The organism is Acinetobacter sp. ANC 4636 (assembly GCF_054454555.1).
The window spans coordinates 136591-158583 of sequence record NZ_JBTKVD010000003.1; the positions used below are offsets into that span (position 1 = coordinate 136591).

The 21993-nt window shown below is 41.2% G+C and carries 26 protein-coding genes; 17 read left to right on the top strand and 9 right to left on the bottom strand.

Features of this window, described 5'->3' with window-relative positions; genetic code table 11:
• Positions 1-514 precede the first annotated feature (514 nt).
• A complete protein-coding gene (lpxB, locus tag ACX1N5_RS04590; RefSeq protein WP_458800467.1) occupies positions 515-1693 on the top strand; it encodes a lipid-A-disaccharide synthase in 1179 nt (392 codons plus the stop codon).
• Between the two features lie 45 nt (positions 1694-1738).
• Here lpxB and ACX1N5_RS04595 read toward each other — a convergent pair whose 3' ends face one another.
• Positions 1739-2608, bottom strand: a complete 870-nt coding sequence (locus ACX1N5_RS04595; RefSeq protein ID WP_458800465.1) for a DUF2797 domain-containing protein — start codon at positions 2606-2608, stop codon at positions 1739-1741.
• A gap of 36 nt (positions 2609-2644) precedes the next feature.
• On the opposite strand from ACX1N5_RS04595, the gene ACX1N5_RS04600 reads away from it, so the two are divergent.
• A complete protein-coding gene (locus ACX1N5_RS04600) occupies positions 2645-3115 on the top strand; it encodes a DUF6231 family protein (protein ID WP_004751554.1) in 471 nt (156 codons plus the stop codon).
• Between the two features lie 45 nt (positions 3116-3160).
• On the opposite strand, the gene ACX1N5_RS04605 is transcribed toward ACX1N5_RS04600, so the two are convergent.
• The 5 genes from ACX1N5_RS04605 to ACX1N5_RS04625 all read right to left on the bottom strand — a co-directional run bounded on the left by ACX1N5_RS04605 (position 3161) and on the right by ACX1N5_RS04625 (position 5923).
• On the bottom strand, positions 3161-3961 hold the full coding sequence (locus tag ACX1N5_RS04605; RefSeq protein ID WP_004751556.1) for a thiazole synthase: 801 nt from the start codon (positions 3959-3961) through the stop codon (positions 3161-3163).
• 12 nt (positions 3962-3973) lie between these two features.
• Entirely contained in the window at positions 3974-4171 is a 198-nt protein-coding gene (gene thiS / locus ACX1N5_RS04610; RefSeq protein ID WP_004751558.1) for a sulfur carrier protein ThiS, read from the bottom strand.
• A gap of 7 nt (positions 4172-4178) precedes the next feature.
• A complete protein-coding gene (locus ACX1N5_RS04615; protein WP_004751560.1) occupies positions 4179-4544 on the bottom strand; it encodes a DUF423 domain-containing protein in 366 nt (121 codons plus the stop codon).
• A 135-nt stretch (positions 4545-4679) separates the two neighbouring features.
• The gene (rpoH, locus tag ACX1N5_RS04620; protein ID WP_004900543.1) at positions 4680-5549 is read right to left on the bottom strand and encodes an RNA polymerase sigma factor RpoH; all 870 of its coding nucleotides are present in this window, start codon (positions 5547-5549) and stop codon (positions 4680-4682) included.
• A gap of 140 nt (positions 5550-5689) precedes the next feature.
• The gene (locus tag ACX1N5_RS04625; RefSeq protein ID WP_004751563.1) at positions 5690-5923 is read right to left on the bottom strand and encodes a sulfurtransferase TusA family protein; all 234 of its coding nucleotides are present in this window, start codon (positions 5921-5923) and stop codon (positions 5690-5692) included.
• A gap of 351 nt (positions 5924-6274) precedes the next feature.
• Between ACX1N5_RS04625 and ACX1N5_RS04630 the strand changes: the two genes are divergently transcribed.
• Positions 6275-6487 (top strand): cold-shock protein, encoded by a 213-nt coding sequence (locus tag ACX1N5_RS04630; RefSeq protein ID WP_004751565.1) that lies wholly within the window; start codon positions 6275-6277, stop codon positions 6485-6487.
• A gap of 101 nt (positions 6488-6588) precedes the next feature.
• The gene (gene rhlB, locus ACX1N5_RS04635; protein ID WP_004751568.1) at positions 6589-7740 is read left to right on the top strand and encodes an ATP-dependent RNA helicase RhlB; all 1152 of its coding nucleotides are present in this window, start codon (positions 6589-6591) and stop codon (positions 7738-7740) included.
• 52 nt (positions 7741-7792) lie between these two features.
• Here rhlB and ACX1N5_RS04640 read toward each other — a convergent pair whose 3' ends face one another.
• Positions 7793-8173 carry a hypothetical protein gene (locus ACX1N5_RS04640; protein ID WP_458800461.1) on the bottom strand — a complete coding sequence of 127 codons (381 nt, stop codon included), beginning with the start codon at positions 8171-8173 and terminating at the stop codon, positions 7793-7795.
• Positions 8174-8370: 197 nt separating this feature from the next.
• Here ACX1N5_RS04640 and ACX1N5_RS04645 point away from each other — a divergent pair, with 197 nt between their 5' ends.
• The 12 genes from ACX1N5_RS04645 to ACX1N5_RS04700 all read left to right on the top strand — a co-directional run bounded on the left by ACX1N5_RS04645 (position 8371) and on the right by ACX1N5_RS04700 (position 19799).
• A complete protein-coding gene (locus ACX1N5_RS04645; protein ID WP_458800459.1) occupies positions 8371-8952 on the top strand; it encodes a nitroreductase family protein in 582 nt (193 codons plus the stop codon).
• Positions 8953-8970: 18 nt separating this feature from the next.
• Positions 8971-10044 carry an NAD(P)H-dependent glycerol-3-phosphate dehydrogenase gene (locus ACX1N5_RS04650; protein ID WP_004751575.1) on the top strand — a complete coding sequence of 358 codons (1074 nt, stop codon included), beginning with the start codon at positions 8971-8973 and terminating at the stop codon, positions 10042-10044.
• A 59-nt stretch (positions 10045-10103) separates the two neighbouring features.
• Complete coding sequence (locus ACX1N5_RS04655) at positions 10104-10559, top strand: SixA phosphatase family protein (protein WP_458800458.1); 456 nt, start codon at positions 10104-10106, stop codon at positions 10557-10559.
• Positions 10560-10740: 181 nt separating this feature from the next.
• Positions 10741-11745, top strand: a complete 1005-nt coding sequence (locus tag ACX1N5_RS04660) for a quinone-dependent dihydroorotate dehydrogenase (protein WP_045792886.1) — start codon at positions 10741-10743, stop codon at positions 11743-11745.
• A gap of 4 nt (positions 11746-11749) precedes the next feature.
• Positions 11750-12343 (top strand): CvpA family protein, encoded by a 594-nt coding sequence (locus ACX1N5_RS04665; RefSeq protein WP_458800456.1) that lies wholly within the window; start codon positions 11750-11752, stop codon positions 12341-12343.
• A gap of 24 nt (positions 12344-12367) precedes the next feature.
• The gene (purF, locus tag ACX1N5_RS04670; RefSeq protein ID WP_458800454.1) at positions 12368-13909 is read left to right on the top strand and encodes an amidophosphoribosyltransferase; all 1542 of its coding nucleotides are present in this window, start codon (positions 12368-12370) and stop codon (positions 13907-13909) included.
• A gap of 93 nt (positions 13910-14002) precedes the next feature.
• Complete coding sequence (locus ACX1N5_RS04675; protein ID WP_131388116.1) at positions 14003-15889, top strand: M48 family metalloprotease; 1887 nt, start codon at positions 14003-14005, stop codon at positions 15887-15889.
• A gap of 72 nt (positions 15890-15961) precedes the next feature.
• Positions 15962-16654, top strand: a complete 693-nt coding sequence (locus tag ACX1N5_RS04680) for a hypothetical protein (protein WP_458800452.1) — start codon at positions 15962-15964, stop codon at positions 16652-16654.
• 9 nt (positions 16655-16663) lie between these two features.
• Positions 16664-17632, top strand: coding sequence for a 2-hydroxyacid dehydrogenase (locus tag ACX1N5_RS04685; protein WP_458800450.1), 969 nt, complete (start codon positions 16664-16666; stop codon positions 17630-17632).
• 15 nt (positions 17633-17647) lie between these two features.
• Positions 17648-19105 (top strand): M48 family metalloprotease, encoded by a 1458-nt coding sequence (locus tag ACX1N5_RS04690; RefSeq protein ID WP_458800448.1) that lies wholly within the window; start codon positions 17648-17650, stop codon positions 19103-19105.
• Between the two features lie 15 nt (positions 19106-19120).
• On the top strand, positions 19121-19504 hold the full coding sequence (locus ACX1N5_RS04695; RefSeq protein ID WP_458800447.1) for a hypothetical protein: 384 nt from the start codon (positions 19121-19123) through the stop codon (positions 19502-19504).
• 136 nt (positions 19505-19640) lie between these two features.
• Entirely contained in the window at positions 19641-19799 is a 159-nt protein-coding gene (locus ACX1N5_RS04700) for a hypothetical protein (RefSeq protein WP_458800445.1), read from the top strand.
• A 293-nt stretch (positions 19800-20092) separates the two neighbouring features.
• Here ACX1N5_RS04700 and ACX1N5_RS04705 read toward each other — a convergent pair whose 3' ends face one another.
• Positions 20093-20539: a GatB/YqeY domain-containing protein gene (locus tag ACX1N5_RS04705; protein ID WP_004751594.1), complete on the bottom strand. Its 447-nt coding sequence runs from the start codon at positions 20537-20539 to the stop codon at positions 20093-20095.
• A 39-nt stretch (positions 20540-20578) separates the two neighbouring features.
• Entirely contained in the window at positions 20579-20794 is a 216-nt protein-coding gene (rpsU, locus tag ACX1N5_RS04710) for a 30S ribosomal protein S21 (RefSeq protein ID WP_001136722.1), read from the bottom strand.
• Between the two features lie 147 nt (positions 20795-20941).
• Between rpsU and tsaD the strand changes: the two genes are divergently transcribed.
• On the top strand, positions 20942-21955 hold the full coding sequence (tsaD, locus tag ACX1N5_RS04715) for a tRNA (adenosine(37)-N6)-threonylcarbamoyltransferase complex transferase subunit TsaD (RefSeq protein WP_045792892.1): 1014 nt from the start codon (positions 20942-20944) through the stop codon (positions 21953-21955).
• The last annotated feature ends 38 nt before the right edge of the window (positions 21956-21993 follow it).

Here is a 21993-nt window from a genome sequence, read left to right on the forward strand (position 1 = left end):
TTGACCGCAACCGTATAATTGGTAGGTACGTCTTAGTAAACTTGCCCTTGAGATAGGCCAGTCAGATACTTTTTGTCGGTCGCTTTGTTGCCATTTACTTGGAAGTCAGCATGGTCATTTAAGTAATAACGCCACTAAGTTCAGTAGGGCATAAGCATCTTGTTGAAGCTTGTGATCATCATTGCTGCTAATCGGGGTGCTAATTTTATCTTTGCACTGTACGGTTGACGTTCGCATCGATTTTAGATTTTTGGAATCGTGGTATGGTATGAGTGGTTAAAATATTGAATCTTGATGTTGGATTGTAATGATGTGGGTGACTGCCAGTTTTGGTATTTTCAAGTTAAATTTGCTATTGCCTGTTTGAGTGTAATTTGCACCATAATGATGATTGAAAGTGATTTGCAGGAAGATATGATAAGAGAACAAGTGTTTTATATTCGAACCAAGCATGAAGTAACGCCTAGAAATCTTTTATAATATTGTTGATGACACACCCAAAAGGAAAACATTCTTGCAAAAACGTAAATTGAGAATCGGCATTGTCGTCGGTGAGGTTTCAGGAGATACACTTGGGGCTGAACTGATGCGTTGTTTCAAAGAGCAGGGTGTTGACGTCGAATTTGAGGGAATTGGCGGTCCACAAATGATTGCTGAGGGCTTTCAGAGTTTTTATCCGATGGATACTCTTGCTGTCATGGGGTTGGTTGAAGTCTTAAAAGAACTGAAACAATTATTTGCTGTACGTGATGGTTTGGTTGAACGTTGGCAAAACAATCCTGTTGATATTTTTATTGGAATTGATGCCCCAGATTTTAATTTACGTTTGTCTAAGCGCCTAAAACAAAAACAGCTTCCGATTAAAACTGTGCAATATGTCAGTCCTTCTGTATGGGCATGGCGACAAAAGCGTGTGTTTGGTATTAAGCAAAATATCGATTTGGTGATGTGTTTGTTTCCATTTGAAAAAGTTTTTTATCAACAGTATCAAGTTCCTGCAATTTTTGTTGGGCACCCGCTAGCGAAACAGTTACCGCTCAGTAACCCGATTCAGCAAGCCAGACAAGCCCTGAATCTTCCCGAACAAGCTAAATATATTGCGTTGTTACCAGGGAGTCGCCGTGGAGAAGTAGAACGACTTGCACCTTTAGTTTTTGACGCAGCACAGATTTTGCAAACCAAATATCCCGAATATGAATACCTTGTTCCTGCAATTAATGCTCAGCGTTTTGAGCAAATTCAGAAAATTTTGGCAAGTTATCCTGAAAGTGTGCGTGCCAAGATTCATGTTCTCGACAATCAGCATACTGAATCAAAAATTGGGCGTTTGGTCATGGATGCCAGTAATATTATTGCTTTGGCTTCGGGGACAGCCACACTTGAAGCAATGCTGCTGCACCGCCCAATGGTGACATTTTATAAGCTGCATTGGTTAACCTATCGCATCATGAAATTTATGATCAAGATTCCGTATTTTTCTTTGCCCAATATTATTGCGGGGAAAAAAGTCATTCAGGAGTTGGTGCAGGATCAGGCAAACCCTGAAATATTGGCAGCTGAAATTGAAAAATTGATGAATGTTGAGGTGGCACAAATACAAGCCATGCAGCATTTAAGTATGCATAAGCAACTGATTTCAGGAGATACTGAAGATCCTGTGCATGCAATTTTGCAGCTACTGGCAGTGCATTGAATTTAAACAGGCAGGAATTTCCTGCCTGTTTTTATAATTATAAGTTTAAGTCCGAATAATAATTTCGTAGCCTGTATATTTACGAATATTAATCACGCCTGTATCTAAAATCAGATATTGACCTTTAATGCCTTGCAACACACCGCGAATGATTGGGGTTTTGTCGAGATTATGCGATTTGATTTTTTCAGGGTATTGCTCGACAGGGTAAACAAACTCTCGCATTTGCTCATTTTCAAGTAATTCAATTCCTTCATCAAATTGCAAGTTTTGACTAAATTCATCACGAATGCGCTGAATTTTAGGTGCAAACTCTTCAACCAGTTGCTCGCGAACTTCAACCAAATTTAGCGGTTCAGCTTCACCTTTCAGTAATTTACGCCAGTCGGTTTTATCCGCCACTTGTTCACCAAACATAATTTCAAGCTGCCCCGACAAGCGTCGTGAGCCGACTCGCATAATCGGTAAAGCCTGAGTTGCCCCTTGATCGAGCCAGCGTGTTGGCATGTGCGTGATACGGGTAATGCCGACTTTTAAAGCGCTTGAATTGGCTAAATAGACAATGTGCGGCTGAAAACAGACATTTTGTGCAAACTCATCTTCACGGCAAGTCCCGAGATGATAATGGCAAGTTTCAGGCTTCATAATGCACATGTCACAAGATGCTTTAGTTTTAAAACACTTAAAGCAGTGACCTTGTGAGTAGGATTTGGGGGTTTTTGCACCACAAGACACACAAAAAATCTGCCCAGTCCATTCAATTTCAAGCTCTTGGCCTAAAGTAAAGGGTAAATTGATCTGAGATTGGTCTAGAATAAAGCTGTATTCAACATGCGCTTTTTGAGTGTTTTGTTCGGTTACACTATGGTTGGCTAAGTTGGCATGCATTTTGTGACAAATGCCTTGTAATTCCATATCAATTTCTCTCTAACTCAGATAAAGGTGCAGTTTATGGCTGAACAAAATGTCATCACTTCAATGCTAGACGATTTATGTCAGGAGCAGCCCATTGAAACTGCATTATGTATTGGACAGGATCTTTGCCAACACGGCTTACAACACTCAATTGACTGGCAATATTTTAACGTATCTGATTTTTTAAGTCTGCCATTTACCCGTCGCTATGACTTGGGCTTTATTTTGCTCGATACACCAGCAATGCAGAATTTAAGCGAAACTGAAAAGTCACAGCTTTTAGTCAAGTTACGCGACCTTATGGCAAAGCGCTTGGTGGTCGTGTGCCAAAACCAAGATGTCAAATTGATGCGTGCTTTAGGCTTAACCCAAATGCTTGATAAAACTCAGCAACAAGGCAGTGTTAGCTTGTGGCAATTTAATATTTTGACTTACAAGCATGTGCCTGACTGGTTTAACTCTAAGTTCTGGGCCAACCCCGAAAACTGGGACAAATTCCGCTGGTAACAAAAAAGCCAAGTTAAACTTGGCTTTTTTTATGCATTTATTCAGTTATTTAAAGAAATAACCTGTTTCTGGTGAGCTGGCGTTTGCCATGCGTTTACGTGGCATACGTCCTGCCAAGAACGCTTCACGACCTGCTTCAACCGCTTTTTTCATCGCAGATGCCATTAAAATCGGGTTTTGCGCATTGGCAATCGCAGTGTTCATCAACACGCCATCGCAGCCCAATTCCATTGCAATCGCTGCATCGCTGGCAGTACCAACACCTGCATCGACCAAAACTGGAACTTTGGCATTTTCTTTAATAATTGAAATGGTATGTGGATTTAAAATACCCAAACCTGAACCAATCAAACTGCCTAAAGGCATAATTGCGACACAGCCCATACTTTCAAGTTCTTGGGCTACAATTGGGTCATCTGAAGTGTAAACCATGATTTCAAAGCCATCATCGATCAGGGTGCGCGCAGCTTTTAAAGTTTCCATGATATTTGGGTATAAAGTTTTCTCATCGCCCAACACTTCAAGTTTCACTAAGTTGTGTCCGTCGAGAAGCTCACGTGCCAACATACAAGTTCTGACTGCGCTATTGGCATCGAAGCAACCTGCGGTATTGGGCAAAATCGTGTATTTCTCAGGCGGAATCACAGAAAGCAAATTCGGTTGGTCAGGATGCTGACCGATATTCACACGGCGAATTGCGACAGTGACAATTTCTGCACCACTGGCTTGAATTGCCAGATCGGTTTCATTGAGGTCTTTATACTTTCCTGTGCCAACCAGTAGACGAGATTGGAAAGTACGTGAACCGATAATTAAAGGAGAATCCTTAAATTGAGCATCTTGCATAATTATGTCCTATTAACCACCACCAACGGCATGAATAATTTCAATATGGTCTTGTGCTTGAATTTGGGTTTGCTCTAATTTTGATTTCGGCACAATCATTTCATTGAGTTCAACTGCAAAGCGTTTATTCTCTAAAGCGAGAGATTGAACCAGTGCCAGTAGATTTTCACAAGACGTTTCAGTTGCAACGCCATTTAAAAAGATTTGCATGCTGTCCTCATTTTGCAAATTTCATGGCATTCCACGCCAAGACTAACCAGCCAATAATCATGAAGGTTCCACCAATTGGAGTAATTGCTCCTAAAATACGTGGCAGACCTAAACCCATGACATATAACGAACCACAGAAGAATATAATCCCTATCTGGATGCACACAAAGCTCAGTTTGATCGGAAACTGTGGTGACACTTTTGCCAAAATAGCCAGTGCCAGCAAACCTAGAGCATGATAGAAAAAATAATCCGTTGCAGTATGCCACCAAGAGAGTTGGTCAATGGTTGCTCGAGCTTTTAAGCCATGCGCACCAAAAGCACCAAGTAGAACTGCGATCGCAAGATTCAACGCAGAGATTGCAAGCCACATTGCGCTATTCCGTCATGATTTTGCGCTATACCATAACATAGATTTTTAGGTGGGTTACGATTATTTGCCTAAAACTCAGGCGATAAAAAAGGCTGAAGAATCAGCCTGATTTATCGTGTTTAACACTTCAAAATTTTAGTTAGATGACATGGCAACTTTAATCTTTTCCATCGCATTTTTTTCAAGCTGGCGAATCCGCTCTGCTGAAACATTGTATTCAGCAGCCAGTTCATGCAAGGTTGATTTATCATCATCTAACCAACGGCGCTGTAGAATATTACGAGAGCGATCATCAAGCTGATTCATCGCATCATGTAGTGCAGATGTACTTTGCTCTTCGTAGTCTTCATTTTCAACCAAACGCGCAGGGTCGTAACGGCTATCTTCCAGATACAAAGCAGGCGCAACGTGAGTTGAACCTTCGTCATCGTCATCATTTTGCGTTTCAAAAGCCGCATCATACGCAGTTAAACGACCTTCCATTTCTAGCACTTGCTCGGGTGTGACATTTAAGTCATCAGCAATTGCTTGAGCTTCTTTAAGAGTCAGTTTTTTACTGGATTTTTTTAAGCTACGTAAATTAAAGAATAATTTACGCTGCGCTTTGGTGGTCGCAATTTTTACAATGCGCCAGTTACGAATCACATATTCGTGAATTTCAGCCTTGATCCAGTGCACTGCAAAAGACACCAAACGTACACCCATGTTCGGGTCAAAACGTTTTACGGCTTTCATCAAACCAAGGTTGCCTTCTTGAATCAGGTCGCCTTGCGGTAAACCATAGCCTGCATAGGTACGTGCAATATGAACCACAAAACGCAAATGCGACATCACCAGCATTTTTGCTGCATCAAGATCTTGGTCATAATAGTAGCGTTCTGCCAACTCTTTTTCTTGTTCGGCAGTCAAAATAGGAATCTGATTGACAGTACTGATGTATGCACCCAAGTTCACACCTGGTGCAGACAATGACAGGGGCATCAATTGATTGCTGCTGTCAGTCATGAAAACTCCTTATAAGGATATCTAGTAAAGACCAATATGTTTATCTTAATCTGCTTTGTACGCACAATTAAGGTAAAAAGGGTAGATAAATGTAAATTTTTATGCCAGTGTTTTTCATTTTTTACACAAATTATTCATTATTATTCAATAATGTAATGTAATTCGTGTTCTGAAATCTTGATCATTTGGCATTGTCGCTTCTGTAATTGGCAATAGCGTAAAATATCAATTTCACTATTGGGGTCAGAAGCTTTTAGGCAGAATTTTTGTTGAGCTGGTGCAGACTTTATTGCGCGTTTCAACATCAATAATGGCATAGGACATGGTTTTCCTATTGCATCAATTTCAATGAAAGTAGCCTTAGGATCGGTCATAAAACAGGATTCTAAACTCAATAAAGGTCTAAATACTAACAAAAAGCTTAAGCCTAAAAAAGACCAAATGCACTGGAAAAAACCATCTAAATGTAAGAAAAAAAATGAAGCGATAAAATACGATATTTATGAAAAATTTTTGTATCAATTATAGTAAAGGCATGCTAATCTCAGGTCTGGACGTAGGGTGCTTTTTGCTAAGAAACCTATGACAATGTGGATATAACCGGATTTTGTTAATAGTTTTACAGAATGATCACAAGCTTAAAAATAATAACTATTTTTAAACCTTGTCGCTCTACTGTTTGCAACACCGGGTGATCCTTTTTTTTAATCACAGAGGATTAACTAATGACAGTACGTGAACAAGGCGTAGTTAAATGGTTCAACGACACTAAAGGTTTCGGCTTTATTCAACGTAGCAGCGGCGATGACGTATTCGTTCACTTCCGCGCAATCATGGGTGACGGTCATCGTTCTTTACGTGACGGTCAACGCGTTGAATTCAGCGTTGTACAAGGTCAAAAAGGTTTTCAAGCAGAAGAAGTTCAGCCATTAGACTGATTTATCTTCAGGCTTGACCGAAGAAAACGCTCCATAACATTTGGGGCGTTTTTTGTTTATAATAAACACCTATTTTACGCGTATAACGGATTAACAGGTTTATGTCATCTGGTTTCGAAACCTTAAATTTACATCCTCAGTTAAAACAGGCGATTGATGCGTTGGGCTTTAGCAGCATGACGCCGATTCAAGAAAAGGTTTTAAAGTTTACGCTTGCAGGTCATGATGCGATTGGTCGAGCGCAAACAGGAACAGGGAAAACTGCTGCATTCTTAATCAGCATTATTAATGACTTGTTGCATAATCCAATTCAGGAACAGCGTTACCGTGGTGAGCCACGTGCACTGATTCTAGCGCCAACGCGTGAACTGGCATTGCAAATTGAGCAAGATGCCAAAGATTTAATTAAATTTACTACACTCAATGTGGTGACTTTACTCGGTGGCGTTGATTTTGATAAGCAAAAGAAACAGCTTGATGCGGGTTTTGTTGACATTTTAGTGGCAACACCAGGGCGTCTGATTGATTTCACTGAGCAAAAAGAAGTCTGGTTAGATCAGGTTGAATTTCTGGTGATTGATGAAGCTGACCGTTTGTTGGATATGGGTTTTATTCCTGCGGTTAAACGTATTGTGCGTTTCTCACCACGTAAAGAGCAGCGTCAAACTTTGATGTTCTCGGCAACCTTTAGCTACGACGTTTTAAACTTGGCGCGCCAGTGGTTATTTGACCCTGTAACCGTTGAGATTGAACCAGAAAAGAAAACCAATGCTGACGTTGAGCAGCGAGTTTACGTTGTTTCAAATCAGGACAAATATCGCCTGTTGCAGGAAGTTTTGCAGCATGAGCCAATTGAAAAAGTCATGATTTTTGCCAATCGCCGTGATCAGGTGCGCCGTTTATATGATCATCTGAAAAAAGATGGGTATAAAGTGGTGATGCTTTCAGGTGAAATCGCACAGGATAAACGCCTGAAAATGCTCGACCAATTTAAAAATGGACAGCACAATATTATGATTGCGACTGATGTCGCAGGGCGTGGGATTCATGTTGATGGCGTATCACATGTCGTGAATTTTACGCTACCAGAACAGTCTGATGATTATGTCCATCGTATTGGACGTACAGGTCGGGCAGGTGCACAAGGTGTAAGTATCAGTTTCTTGTCGGAAGATGATGCTTTTTACTTGTCGGATATTGAAAAAGCGATTGGGCAAAAATTACCACTTACTCGTATGGATGGTTATTGCTAGTTTTGCCTAATCTATAAAAAAAGGATCACATTGGTGATCCTTTTTTTATGTTTTATTTGGCTTGGCAATAGAAGGTCAAGGTTGTTTGATAGTCATCATCACGTTGTAGATTTGAACTATGCCCTAAAATACCACCCAGAATTTCAGCGGCAGCAGTCACGTTTTGTCCTGTTTGTTCATCAGTTACATTCTTGAAAAGACCATGGTAACTGGTGTTTTCACTGCGAATAATTGCAGTTTGTCGAGCGCAGGTTTTATTGGCAGCAATAATGGCATTATTTTTTGCAATTACCGCGGTTCTTCCTAAGCCAGTCACCTCAAATTCATGATTTTCTTTTTGCAGTGCAATCGTTGCAGGTGGATTGGAGCTACATGCAGTGAAGAATATGCTCAATCCAATAATATAAGTGGCAACACGTAAATAAGGTTTCATGTGTGACCTCAAAAATCTGATGTATTGTTATATTGAGCAGCAATACGGCGAAACAATAGTGAAAATCTGTATGAGAAATGCAGATTTTGCAGATGGCGTTTAACACTTGGTTTTTTCTTGCAGCAAAACTAGAGTTCATTTTTTAGAGTGTGTTAATCTAAATCGCATTGTTTAGATGAAAAAAGATTGCAGTATTTATGGCAAATACAACAGTAAAAGTGGTTCATGACAACATTCAACACCGTCAATCTGTTGGGCATCTGGTTGAACCTGCTCCAAATAAACAGCAGCTTGATTTGGCATTTACTGCAGCGTTGACTGCACCTGATCATCATCGTTTAAAACCAACTCGTTTTGTGGTGATTGAAAATAACCAAAGAGCAGCATTTGGTGAATTACTGGCACAAGCGATGCAGCAAGATTTTCCTGAAACTGATCCAGTACAGATCGAGCGCGTCAAAAACCATCCTTTTCGTGCACCGATATTGGTATTGGCACTGACTCAGATTGTTGAACATCCTAAAGTACCTGAGTATGAGCAAATTTTAAGTTCGGGTGCGGCAGTTGAGAACTTTCTATTGTCTTTACAAAGTCAAGGTTTTGCGACAATGTGGCGTACAGGTGCTGTAGTTGAATCAGTGGCGCTAAAAGCTGCATTGGGTTTGCAAGCACATGATTTGATTTCAGGTATTATTTATGTAGGCACTGCCGATAAGCAGTTGCCTACTCGTGCTACAGTTGATTTGGCTGCTTATGTTCGTTATTGGTCAGCCCCTTAAAAAAATAGAGAAAATACAATGTCTGAAGTGAAATTTACCGATTTGGTTGAAGCTGTACCCGTAGATAAGAAAACAGCTTTACGTGTTACTGTGCTGGGTGGTGGTAGTTTTGGGACAGCGATGGCAAATCTTGCAGCTCGTAATGGCTGTGATACCATTCTTTGGATTCGTGATGCTGATACAGCTCAGGAAATTAACCAAACGCATATTAATAAACGTTATTTACCTGATTTTGAACTGGAACATAGTTTACAGATTACCGCAGACTTAGAATATGCAGCACGTGATCGAGATCTGATTTTAGTGACGATTCCAAGTCATTCTTTCCGAAGCGTGATTCAGCAAATCAAGCCATTTATCAGCGCTCAGGCGATCATTTCATTGACCAAAGGGATTGAAGCCAACACGTTTAGTTTCATGAGTGAAATTATTCGTGAAGAGTTGCCAGAAGTACCTTATGGTGTCTTGTCGGGTCCAAATCTGGCGAAAGAAATTATGGCAGGTATGCCAGCAGGAACAGTGATTGCCAGCCATTCAGAACAAGTGCGTTATGCAGTGCAGCAAGCTTTGCATAGCGCATTATTTCGTGTCTTTGCCAGTGATGATGTGCATGGTGTAGAGTTGGGCGGCGCATTAAAAAATATTTATGCTGTTGCAATGGGAATGGCCGCTGCGCATGGAATCGGTGAAAATACCCGTAGCATGATTTTAACCCGTGCATTGGCGGAAATGAGCCGTTTCGCAGTAAAACTAGGTGCAAACCCTTTAACATTTTTGGGTTTGTCGGGCGTGGGGGATTTATTTGCTACTTGTAATAGCCCACTCAGCCGTAACTATCAGGTCGGTTTTGCTCTAGGTCAAGGGAAAACCTTGCAGCAGGCAACTGAAGAGCTTGGGCAAACTGCCGAAGGGATTAACACCATTGTGCAGGTACGTACTCGAGCCAAGGAACTTGATGTTTATATGCCGATTACCAATGCGTTGTATGAGGTGATTTTTGAACAGGCGCCGCCGCTATCGATTGCTTTGGCACTGATGAAAAACGGACATCGTAGTGATGTTGAATTTGTTTTGCCACACCAACATGTGTAAGGCAAACTTCATATTGTTGAGTTATAAACAATTCTAGTTGCACTTGATCAGGAAATTTTATGCAATTAACTTTGGTTCGTCATGGTGAAGCCGCTCCTCCAGTGCATGGCAATGATATTAAACGTCCACTGACTAAACGTGGCCATTTGCAAGCTGAGCAAACCGCAGGATTCTTGCGCCATAAAGTTCAGCCAGATTTATTTGTGGTAAGCCCATTGTTGCGGGCACAGGAAACTTTGGCACACATCCAGTACTATTTTTCTAATGTACCTGTCATGTTATGTGACCACATTAAACCTGATGATGATCCAGATTTGGCAGTCGATTGGTTGTCGAAACTTCCTTATGAGTCAATTGTCGTCGTTTGCCACATGAATGTGGTGGCCTATATTGCTGAGCGTTTGACTCAATTGGCATTTCATCCTTTTGCACTGGCAGAAGCAAGAATTTATGAACAGGCAGTGATCGCAGAAGGCTTATCAACGCAAAAGGCGAGTTTTATTCCGCTTGCCTAAGATAAAATTGTCATTGAATTGTTCGTTGTTACAGAGCAATTCAATGATTTTTCAGGAATTAGTGATGAAAATCGCAACATCTTGGTTACGAATATTATAAATAAAGCGTTGTGAAGCATGGTGTTTTTGCGTATGCATGCCTATAATAAGGCGGTTTTCAAACTACCCACTCGATGATTTTATGATGTATTCGCTGGCTCGCCCTTTGTTGTTTTCGTTAGCACCAGAGCGTGCGCATGAACTTACATTGTCATGGTTGAAAACTGCGCATAAAATGGGGCTAGTAAACTCTAAATTTATCGCAAAACCTGTCACTTGTATGGGAATTGAATTTCCAAATCCAGTTGGATTGGCGGCAGGTCTAGACAAAAATGGCGACTATATTGATGCACTTGCTGCATTAGGTTTTGGTTTTATCGAAATAGGAACCATCACGCCACGTCCACAAGCGGGTAATCCACAACCACGATTATTTCGTCTCCCACAAGCCAAAGCAATTATTAACCGTATGGGATTTAATAACGACGGCGTGGATAAGCTTGTAGAAAATGTTAAGGCTGCACAATATAAAGGGGTTTTGGGAATCAATATTGGTAAAAATGCCGATACTCCTGTCGAAAAAGCAGCGGATGATTATTTAATCTGTTTAGAAAAAGTTTATAACTATGCGTCTTATGTAACGGTAAACATTTCTTCACCGAATACAAAAAATTTGCGTAGCTTGCAAAGTGGAGAGGCATTGACGCATTTGCTGGAAACTTTGAAAAATCGTCAGGCTGAACTGGCTGAACAATACGGACACTATGTGCCTTTAGTTTTGAAAGTTGCGCCTGATTTAAGTACCGATGATATTGCTTTTATTGCGAAACAACTTCTGGCATACAAAATCGATGGTTTGATTGTGACCAATACGACACTGTCGCGTGAAGGGGTGGAAAACCTACCATTTGGCGATGAAGCGGGTGGTTTATCAGGTGCGCCTGTGTTTGAAAAAAGTACAGCCTGTTTAAAAACTTTTGCTGCTGTGTTAAAAAATCAGATTCCCCTCATTGGTGTGGGTGGAATTTTGACAGGTGAACAAGCACATGCGAAGCAACAGGTGGGTGCAAGTTTAGTTCAGATCTACAGTGGTCTGATTTATACAGGTCCGGACTTGGTGCAAGATTGTATTCGTGCTATGACGTAAATTTATGAATACCATAGACATTATTGTCCTTGCAATCTTGGTGTTTAGCTGCATTAACGGATTGCGACGAGGATTACTAAGTGCATTGGCAAGTTTGCTGGGATGGATTCTTGCACTGTTTGTTGCGACTAGTTTGGCGAGTACGCTTGCACCATTTATGTCTGGTTTTAGCCATAGCATCATGGTGCAAAAAGTGGCTGCGTTCGCCTGTGTGGCATTGGCTATCATTGTACTGACATGGGTAGTAACATCTATTTTAAGTGGTATTCTTAAAACGCTTAAACTTGACCCACTCAATCGTCTTGCGGGTGGGCTGTTTGGTATACTCAAGAGTTTATTTATCGTCCTGATTGTCATGCAAAGTCTCGCACCGTGGTTACACAGTGCCCAATCGTGGCAACATTCCTTATTTGTTCAGGCATTATTGCCGTATGCACCGCTTGCAACCGACTTATCAAAAGATGTTGCCAGTGATGCGATTAAACACATGAATCATCAGAGTCAGGCTGAAGTTGCAACTTCGGATGACTCCTCTTTTGAGCAGGGAAGTTCCTTAGGGAATCGCTCAGAACATTCAACTAAAAACCCTTTTAATTAATCCAAGCTTGTCTGCGAGGTTGCTATGTGTGGAGTTGTTGGGATTGCTGGTCATGCGCCAGTTAACCAATTGTTGTTTGATGCTTTAACGATGTTGCAGCATCGTGGACAAGATGCTGCAGGTATTGTTACTTGTCACAACGGGCGTTTATTTTTGCGCAAAGACAATGGCTTGGTGCGTGATGTATTTCATACCCGCCATATGCGTGCCTTACAAGGAAACTATGGTATTGGGCATGTGCGTTATCCAACCGCGGGTTCATCAAGTAGTGCAGAAGCACAGCCATTTTATGTAAACTCACCTTACGGGATTACCTTGGCACATAATGGTAACCTGACTAACGCAAATGACATACGTCAAGATCTGTTTGAAACAGATTTACGCCATATGAATACCGATTCGGATTCGGAAGTTCTGTTAAACGTATTTGCGCATGAGTTACAAAAACTCAGAACCTTGCACCCAACACCAGAAGATATTTTCTACGCAGTACATCGTGTACACCAACGTTGTCGTGGTGCGTACGGTGTCGTTGCAATGGTGACTGGGCAAGGCTTGGTGGGTTTTCGTGATCCAAATGGTATTCGCCCATTAATTTATGGCTCACGTGTGACTGAGTCGGGTAAGACTGAATATATCATCGCTTCTGAATCGGTTGCGATTACTGCACTTGGCTTTAAGGTTGAGCGTGATATCGCACCAGGCGAAGCAGTTTATATCAATGCAGATGGTGAATTGTTCACTAAGCAATGTGCAACAGATCCAAAATACTTCCCATGTATTTTTGAATATGTGTATTTTGCTCGTCCAGATGCAACCATTGATGGTATCTCTGTATATAAAGCTCGCCTTAAAATGGGTGAAAAACTGGCAAACCGCATTTTGAAAGAATGGGGTGAAGACCACGGTATTGATGTGGTTATTCCAATTCCAGATACCAGTCGGACCTCTGCGCTTGAACTTGCAAATATGTTGGGTATTAAATTCCGCGAAGGTTTTATGAAAAACCGCTACGTGGGACGTACCTTTATTATGCCAGGTCAGCAACAACGTAAAAAATCAGTGCGCCAAAAACTCAACCCAGTTGAGCTTGAATTTAAAGGTAAAAATGTTCTGTTGGTCGATGACTCCATCGTTCGCGGTACAACCTGTAATGAAATTATTCAGATGGCTCGTGATTCTGGTGCGAAGAAAGTTTATTTTGCATCGGCTGCACCAATGGTGAAATATCCAAACGTGTATGGTATTGATATGCCTGCAAAAGCTGAACTGATTGCATCTGACCGTACGGTTGAAGAAATTCAAGAAATTATTGGTGCTGATCGCTTAATTTTCCAGGATTTGGAAGATTTAAAAGATGCGATTCGTATTCCAAAAGTGCCAGAAGTTAACGAGTTTGATTGTTCAGTGTTTGATGGCGTTTATGTCACTGGCGATATTGATGAAGCGTATCTGGACAATTTGCAACGAAGCCGTAGCGACCTTGCGAAAAAGAAAAAAGATGGTTATATCGATGTCAATATTGATGCAGCCTCTGTAGATTTAACAGGGATTCGCGAAGAATAATCCTGTTAACTCATCATAGTGAAAAAGCGGGATTTCCCCGCTTTTTTATTTTATGATGGATGTGCAGGTATGCATTGAGGCAGTTATTTGGCGATGGAAACACTTTCTTCTTCAGGACATCAGAAAAGCTTATTTTGGTCGACCACTATTTGTTCGTTGGCGATTGTACTGACCTTGGTGGTGCTCAATTTATCTTTTGGTTTGGTCATGCATTATATTGACCCGACTCAGTCTGTGTTTTGGTATAACCTGAGTCCGATTGTGCTGCTGGTCATTTTGGCGATCATGCTCGGTTCTGTGCTGTACGAAGTTTATGTGTTTCGTGAAGGCGGGCACTCGTTGGCAAAACAGTTACGTGCACGCTTTTTAAATCCCGCTGAAAGTACACCTGAAGAAACGATTGCAATTAAAATCACCCAGCAATTTGCCAAACAATATCGGTTACGTGTTCCTGCTGTATATGTACTGCCAGATGAAGTCGGTGTGAATGCGCTTACGGCAGGAGTACATCCTGACGATACCGTGATTGTGATTACATGGGGAGCATTGCAAAATCTGGATGAGATTGAGCTATATGGTTTATTTAGCTACGCATTTAACCAGATTTTGACGGGTGAAACTTATCAAAACACTCGCTTGAAAATCATGTTTAGTAGCTTAACGACTTTTAGCCAGTTGGGGAGCAAGGTGGCACGGTATGGTTTTAAACCCTATCATGCAAAACGTCAGAATAAATTTGAAACTATTTTGGTTGCTCTAGGTGGCATCATCTGGCTCATGGGCAGTCTTGGGTTATTGATTTCTCGTTTAATTAAATTTATTACGCTGATCGGGCGGACATTTAGAAATGATGTTTATACGACACAACTGATTGCCAATGACGCCAATATTCAGACTTTATTGCGGATTTATGTGCATCATGCAGGTTCTCAAATTCATAGCGCTTATTCGGAATCGATTGCACATATGTGCTTTGCCAACTCATTGAGTAGTCAAAGTTGGTTGAATATTCATCCGAGCATTGAACGGCGTATTTATGAGTTAAATCCGAATTTGCTTGAAGATTTACGACTAGAAAATTTGAAAAAACTTAAAACCCAACCGTTATTTAGTTTATTTCATCCTTTTGGTGATGAAGGGCATGAAGTTGCATTTACATGGTCTGCACCTCAACCGTTGCCTTTGCTACGGTTGTCGCCTATTAGTTTTACGCTTAAAGATGCAATAAAGCCATTAAACCCAGCAATCCGCGCAAAAATGTCACGTCCTGAACAAATTGATCGTGCTTTGCAAACTGCATCGGGTTCAAGAGAAGTTTTAGTCGCGATTTTAATGATTCGTCAGTATCGTGAATTTATTCCCAAACATGCCGAAGTGAGTCGTGCCATTGTTGATGCTTTATTGAGTATTGATGGGCGACAGCATGTACAGGTTTTTTATTTGGCTTGTCAAAATATTCAGCGTATGCCATTGAGTTCATCACGGCAGTTTTTAACCAAACTGGCATTAATTGCACAGGCGGATGGTGAAATTGGCCTGTTGGATGCTTTGTTGATTGAGCGAGTGAAGTATCAACTGAACTTGCTTCCAACTCATATGCCAACTGCATTTAATGATGTATTGCCTGAAGTGATGCGTTTGATGGATGCACTCTTGCACGTACAACAACTGAATGCCAGCAATCAGCTCGAAATACGTGAAAAGCTGATTAAAAAACTGATTAAACCTGAAGATTGGGAGCATTATCAGGATTTATCTGATGAGCCGATTGACCTCGGAGAGATTTTGCAAGACATTTCGGGTTTGCTACTGCGTGATCGTTTGCGTATTTTAAGTATTGCCGAGGAATATTTGTGGAATGATCGGGTGATTACCCAAGATGAGCTGGATGTTCTACAGTTACTTTATTGGCGCTTGGGTTTTGAAACTGATGAAATTGTGGATCAAGTGATGAAGAAAAACAGTATCATGATTGTGTAGCAAATCGGCAAATACAATTCGGTTTCACAGTGAAATAGCCTACACTATGCTAACTTTAGAAAAGATGATGAGATGATGATAGAGCAACAGCGCCAACAACTCGCCATGATGGGAATAGATCTGTGGATTCCTCGGCATGCGGCTGTGCGTTCTATCTCAACTGCAACGACATTATGGCGAGATGCCGATATTGGACAGTCGGGTCAGCTATCAACGGCATCGAAACTACCTGAGCTTGGGTCTGCAATTGTACTGAAAAAAGAAATAAAAAAAGAAATAGTGGTCAAGCCCGATGATCAGCATGTCAGTTTAAATGTAAAAGCCGTAGAAACACCATTAAACTTGCAGGAAACAGCACATGCTGCTGCGGTGACCAAGATAGATGTAGAACCGCTAGAAATAGAACAGCAAGCCTTTCAGTTACAGGTTTTATTTGCCGAACAATTTGTTTTGCTCGTCGATCAACAGCAGCTCACAGCCCAGACATTACCTTTATGGCGTAATATTCAGCAGGCATTACATTTGCAGGATGCCAGTTTGCAATGGCCTTTTCCATTGGTAAATTTGCAAGAACCGAGTGGTTTGCAAGATTATTTACAAGGTTTTTTTGATGTTGTGGCCGCTGAGAAAAGCATTTTTTGTTTGGGTGAATTGCCCGTATCATTTAAGCTTTCTTGTCAGACTGTACCGAGTTTGCAGGATATGCTGCAACAGCCATTCTTAAAACAACAATTATGGAAATTGATTCAACACTTAAGATTCTAGGATTGCTTTATGCCAAAAAAAGTGCTGGTTTTTAGTCAAATCGCCCCAGAAATTCTCACCCGACTCCAAGAAAATTATGATGTGGTGCAGGTTAATCCCAAACAAGGCGATGTTAATGAACAGATTCGCCAGCATGTGGTAGATGCAGATGGCATGATTGGTGCGGGAAGAATTTTAAATGAAGCAAATCTTGCATCAGCACAGCGTTTAAAAGTCATTTCTAGTGTTAGTGTTGGTTACGATAATTACGATGTAAATTATTTAAATCAGAAGAAAATCTGGTTGGGTCATACGCCACATGTACTGACCGAAACGACGGCTGATTTGGCATTTACCCTGCTCATGAGTGCTGCACGCCGTGTGCCTGAACTAGATCGCTGGACAAAACAAGGGCAATGGCAACGCACCGTTGGCGCAGCACAATTTGGACAGGATATCTTCGGTAAAACTTTAGGCATCATCGGGCTTGGGTATATTGGTGCCGCCGTGGCTCGGCGTGGTTTTTATGGTTTTAACATGAATATTCTTTATCATAACCGCCGTGAAAAAATCGAAGCTGCTCAGCCCTTTAATGCACAATATTGTCATTTAGCAGAGCTACTAAAACGCTCGGACTTTGTGGTTGTTGCTGTCGATTTAAATGCAGATTCAAAAGCATTGATCGGGCAGGCTGAACTGGATTTAATGCAGTCACATGCGGTATTGGTGAATATTTCCCGTGGTTCGGTGCTTGATGAAACGGCTTTGATTGAAACTCTAAAAGCTAAAAAAATCTTTGCAGCGGGACTGGATGTTTATTGTAAAGAACCCTTGCAACAGTCAGAGCTGTTCAGTCTCGACAATGTGGTGACATTGCCACATTTGGGTTCAGCAACCGCAGCCACACGATTAAAAATGGCGGAACTTGCCTATCGAAACCTGATAGATGCACTTGAAGATCGAACACCATGCTATTTGGTGAACCCAAACTTTGCCTGAACCTAAAAGGTGAATATGACTAAAATCCTGATGCAGCGACTGATTTGTTTGGCATGTGCTATTTCAATGCCTGTTTATGCTGAGGATTTTGCATATCATTATCACCCTGAATCACTTGATGTTCCTAGTGTTGGAGGCATGAGTGTCGGAATTATTGATCAGCAAAATGAGAAAATCTTAGGTGAAAAAGTTTATCGGGAAATTCATTCGCATCTGGATGTTATTCAAAATCCGTGGCTGGAAGATCAGCTAGATGCTATTTTTCGCAATATTGTTAGTCAAACCAATTTGGGTGCGCCGATTGGCTTGTTGATTATTAAAGACAAACAAGTTAATGCTTTTGCTGTGCCAGGTGGTGTATTTGCAATCAACACAGGTTTAATTGCATTGGCAAAAAATCGCGATGAAGTCGCGAGTGTGATGGGGCATGAAGTCGCGCACGTCACGCAGCGTCACTATAGTCGATCCCAAGAAGCGTTTAAAGGGCAAGGTTTGTTGGCACTTGCAGGCATTTTGGTTGGTGCGGCAATTGCTACACAGTCTAATAGTGGTGCAGGTTCTGCGGTGATGCTTGGAACACAGGCAGCATTGGTCAGTCAACAGCTCAGTTATAGTCGTGATCAGGAGCGTGAAGCAGATCGTATTGGTATGCAATACATGGTGGCAGCAGGCTATAACCCAAATGCTATGGCAGATTTTTTTGAACGTATGCAGCGATCTTCGGTGCAATTGAGTTTTATGCCTGAGTTCTGGATGACGCACCCCTTAACCACTGCACGCATGAGTGAAGCCCGATTACGGGCAAGGCAATTTCCAAATGTAAAACCCAATATTAGCGATCCAGATTATGAGTTAATGAAATGGTATGCTGCAGTGTTGTCAAATGATGTCACTGAGCTGCAACTTAAAACCTTGCAAGCACAGCATAATCAGGCAGCCATTTTGGCGCTGACTGCATTTTATCTGCAACAAGGAGATGCTGACCAAGCTCAGGCAACACTCAATACGGCGCAGATGCAAATGCGTAAAAATATGTTGGCAGTCCTGCTGCAAACCGATATTTTTTTAACGCAGCATCAGTTTGATCAAGCTTATCAAACCATAGTGTCACAGCAGAAAATCATGCCTGAAAATCGTGCTTTGACTTATAAGCTTGCTGAGGTGTTGATCCGAAAAAAACAGCCCGTTGCTGTATTTAATTTGGTCAATAAAATTTTACAGGATAACCCGCATGATGTGCAGGGTTGGGATTTGATGCAGCGTGCAGCGGTCATTGATCAAGCTTCACCTGTTCAGGCTATACAAGTGTTACGCTACCGCGCCGAGATGCAGTTTTGGTCAGGTCAGGAAGAAGAGGGGATTAAATCATTATTACACGCCCAGCGTTTAGCCAAAGATAATTTATCTTTGTCTGCTACAATTGAGCATCGCTTAAAACAAATGCAGGCAGAGCGATTATTTACTTTAGAATAAATTTTGAGAATTTTTATGAAAAAACTGATTTGTGTGCTGGCTTTAGGTTTATGTAGTGTATCGAGCTTTGCTTCTGAATCCGCGTTAAAAGCGCATAGCCAACAAGAGCTTGAACAAAGACTAGAGCAATCAACGCAAAAGCATGATACGGAAATGCGCGATTTTTTGAAATCAATCGATCCAAAAGCGACTCAATTTACGACAAAACAATCCCAACGCTTTTGCCAGATTACTCAGGGATTAATTAATGACATGTATGCAGTACTGGATCAGAACCGTGAGCTGCTCGCAGAAGAAGATCGTAGCGTGACGAAGCAGGAGTTTATTACTCAGGCAGTGTATGAAGCACCCGATTATCAAAGTTTGCAGAAAATGGGTGTGAATTGTAAATTAAAATAAATCATTAATTGCACAGGATGTATTTATATAGACTGTGCGATTCAGTATAAAAAATAATCCATAATGGTTGTCGGTTTTAGATAATAAGAAAACATATTAATTGAAATCTATCTGATTAATAATATTATGAAATTCTGTGAAAAAAACAATTGAAGTTGTTATTTTGAGTTTGTGTAGTGTGTCGGGTTTTGCAGGGCAGACTTCGCTCAAAATGCATGATAAGGCAGCAATGGATCAAAAAATGGATGAGTTTAGAAACCAGTATACGAAGAGGAAAAATGCGTTATTGCAGTAGATTGATCTTCATGCAACAAGTTTGACTGTACAACAAAAACAGCAGATGTGCCAGTCCACGCAAATTTATTTCAATAATGTTTATGAGCTAATGGATCAAAATAGAAATTTATTAAAACCGGAAAAGAGAGAATTCATGCGTGAGCAATTTAAAGCAATGTTTTTAACAAGAGCAGGTTTAACATTGAAACAGATCAACTGTAATTTTATATAATCATCGGATTGCACAGTATGTAGTGATTTATGCTGTGCAATAAAATCTGAGGGATGTCTTTTTGGCTTAAACTGTAAGTTTTAAGCGAGTTGTGCTTTAACTTTTGCAGATGCAAGTGCAGGATCGGCACGCCCGGCTATGAGCGGACGTAGAGAGTTCATCACCTTACCCATATCTTTCATGCTAGTAGCTTCTTGCGCAGTAATAGTCTGTGCAATGATGGAATCAAGCTCTTCCTCAGTCATAGCTTCTGGTAGAAATTGAGATAAAACTTCAATTTCGGCTTGTTCCTTACTAGCTAAATCTTCTCGGCCAGCGCCTTCAAAGGCTTTAACCGATTCTTTACGTTGTTTTATTTGCTTTTCAATGACCGCAAGAACCTGAGTATCGTCAAGCTCTATGCGCTCATCGACTTCGATTTGCTTGATTGCTGCCTGTAGACTACGAATTACCGTTAACTTATCCATTTCTTTAGCACGCATCGCGGCTTTCAAAACATCAGTTATTTGGTTTTTTAAAGTAGTCATTTATTTTGTCCAGGTGAGTCAATCAATCACAAATTAATCTTAGTAAAGGCGAGTAGTACGTACTGATTCGCGAGCCAATTTCTTTTGGTAGCGTTTAACAGCAGCAGCTTTTTTACGTTTACGTTCTTGAGTTGGTTTTTCGTAAAATTCACGTTTACGAACGTCAGCTAAAACACCCGCTTTTTCGCATGAACGCTTGAAACGACGGATAGCTACGTCTACTGGTTCGCCTTCTTTCAATTTAACTTGTGGCATGAAGAATCCTCATTAAGTTATGGATAAGATCTAGGCTGAATTGCCTTCGATCACAAGTGAAGGTCAGTATTTTACTCATTTACATCTCATATCACAAGTCTATAATAGCGAAGGCTGTAATTTGCATAGTGAAAAATAGGCATTTAAATGATTGTTTTAGGCTTGGAAACATCTTGTGACGAAACTGGACTGGCGCTTTATGACAGTGAGCAGGGGCTTTTAGGTCAAGTATTATACAGTCAGATTAAACTACATGCCGAATATGGCGGTGTAGTGCCTGAACTGGCATCGCGTGATCATGTGCGTAAATTAATTCCATTACTCAACGAATTATTGCAGCAAAGCGGTATCAAGAAAAATCAGATTGATGCCATCGCCTACACCCGAGGTCCTGGCTTGATGGGTGCGCTCATGACGGGCGCACTGTTTGGTCGGACTTTAGCATTTGCATTAAACAAGCCTGCGATCGGTGTGCATCATATGGAAGGACATATGTTGGCACCGCTACTTTCCAAAAATCCGCCTGAGTTTCCGTTTGTAGCGCTGCTGGTATCTGGCGGGCATACACAGTTGATGGCAGCCTATGGCATTGGTCAGTATGAGTTGCTAGGCGAGTCGATTGATGATGCGGCAGGTGAAGCTTTCGATAAAGTGGCAAAAATGATGGGCTTACCGTATCCAGGTGGGCCAAATATTGCCAAGTTGGCGCTGAGTGGTAATCCTGAAGCCTTTGAATTTCCACGCCCGATGTTGCATCAAGGTCTGGATTTCTCATTTAGTGGTTTAAAAACTGCTGTTTCAGTACAAATGAAAAAATTGGGTGATGAGAACCGCGATGCGGATATTGCAGCGTCATTCCAAGAGGCGATTGTCGATACCTTGGTGAAGAAATCTGTCAAAGCTTTAAAACAGACAGGTTTAAAGCGTTTGGTGATTGCAGGTGGTGTGAGTGCCAATCTGCGCTTACGTGAAAGCCTGGAACAAAAACTCGCCAAGATTAAAGCTCAGGTCTATTATGCAGAGCCTGCGCTGTGTACAGATAATGGTGCAATGATTGCATTTGCTGGATATCAACGCTTGAAGTCGGGTGCATGTGATGGATTATCTGTGACTACGACACCACGCTGGCCAATGACTGAATTGACCGCACCAGAAGCATAAATCTGCAAGTAAGAAAAAAGCCTGTCAAAACAGGCTTT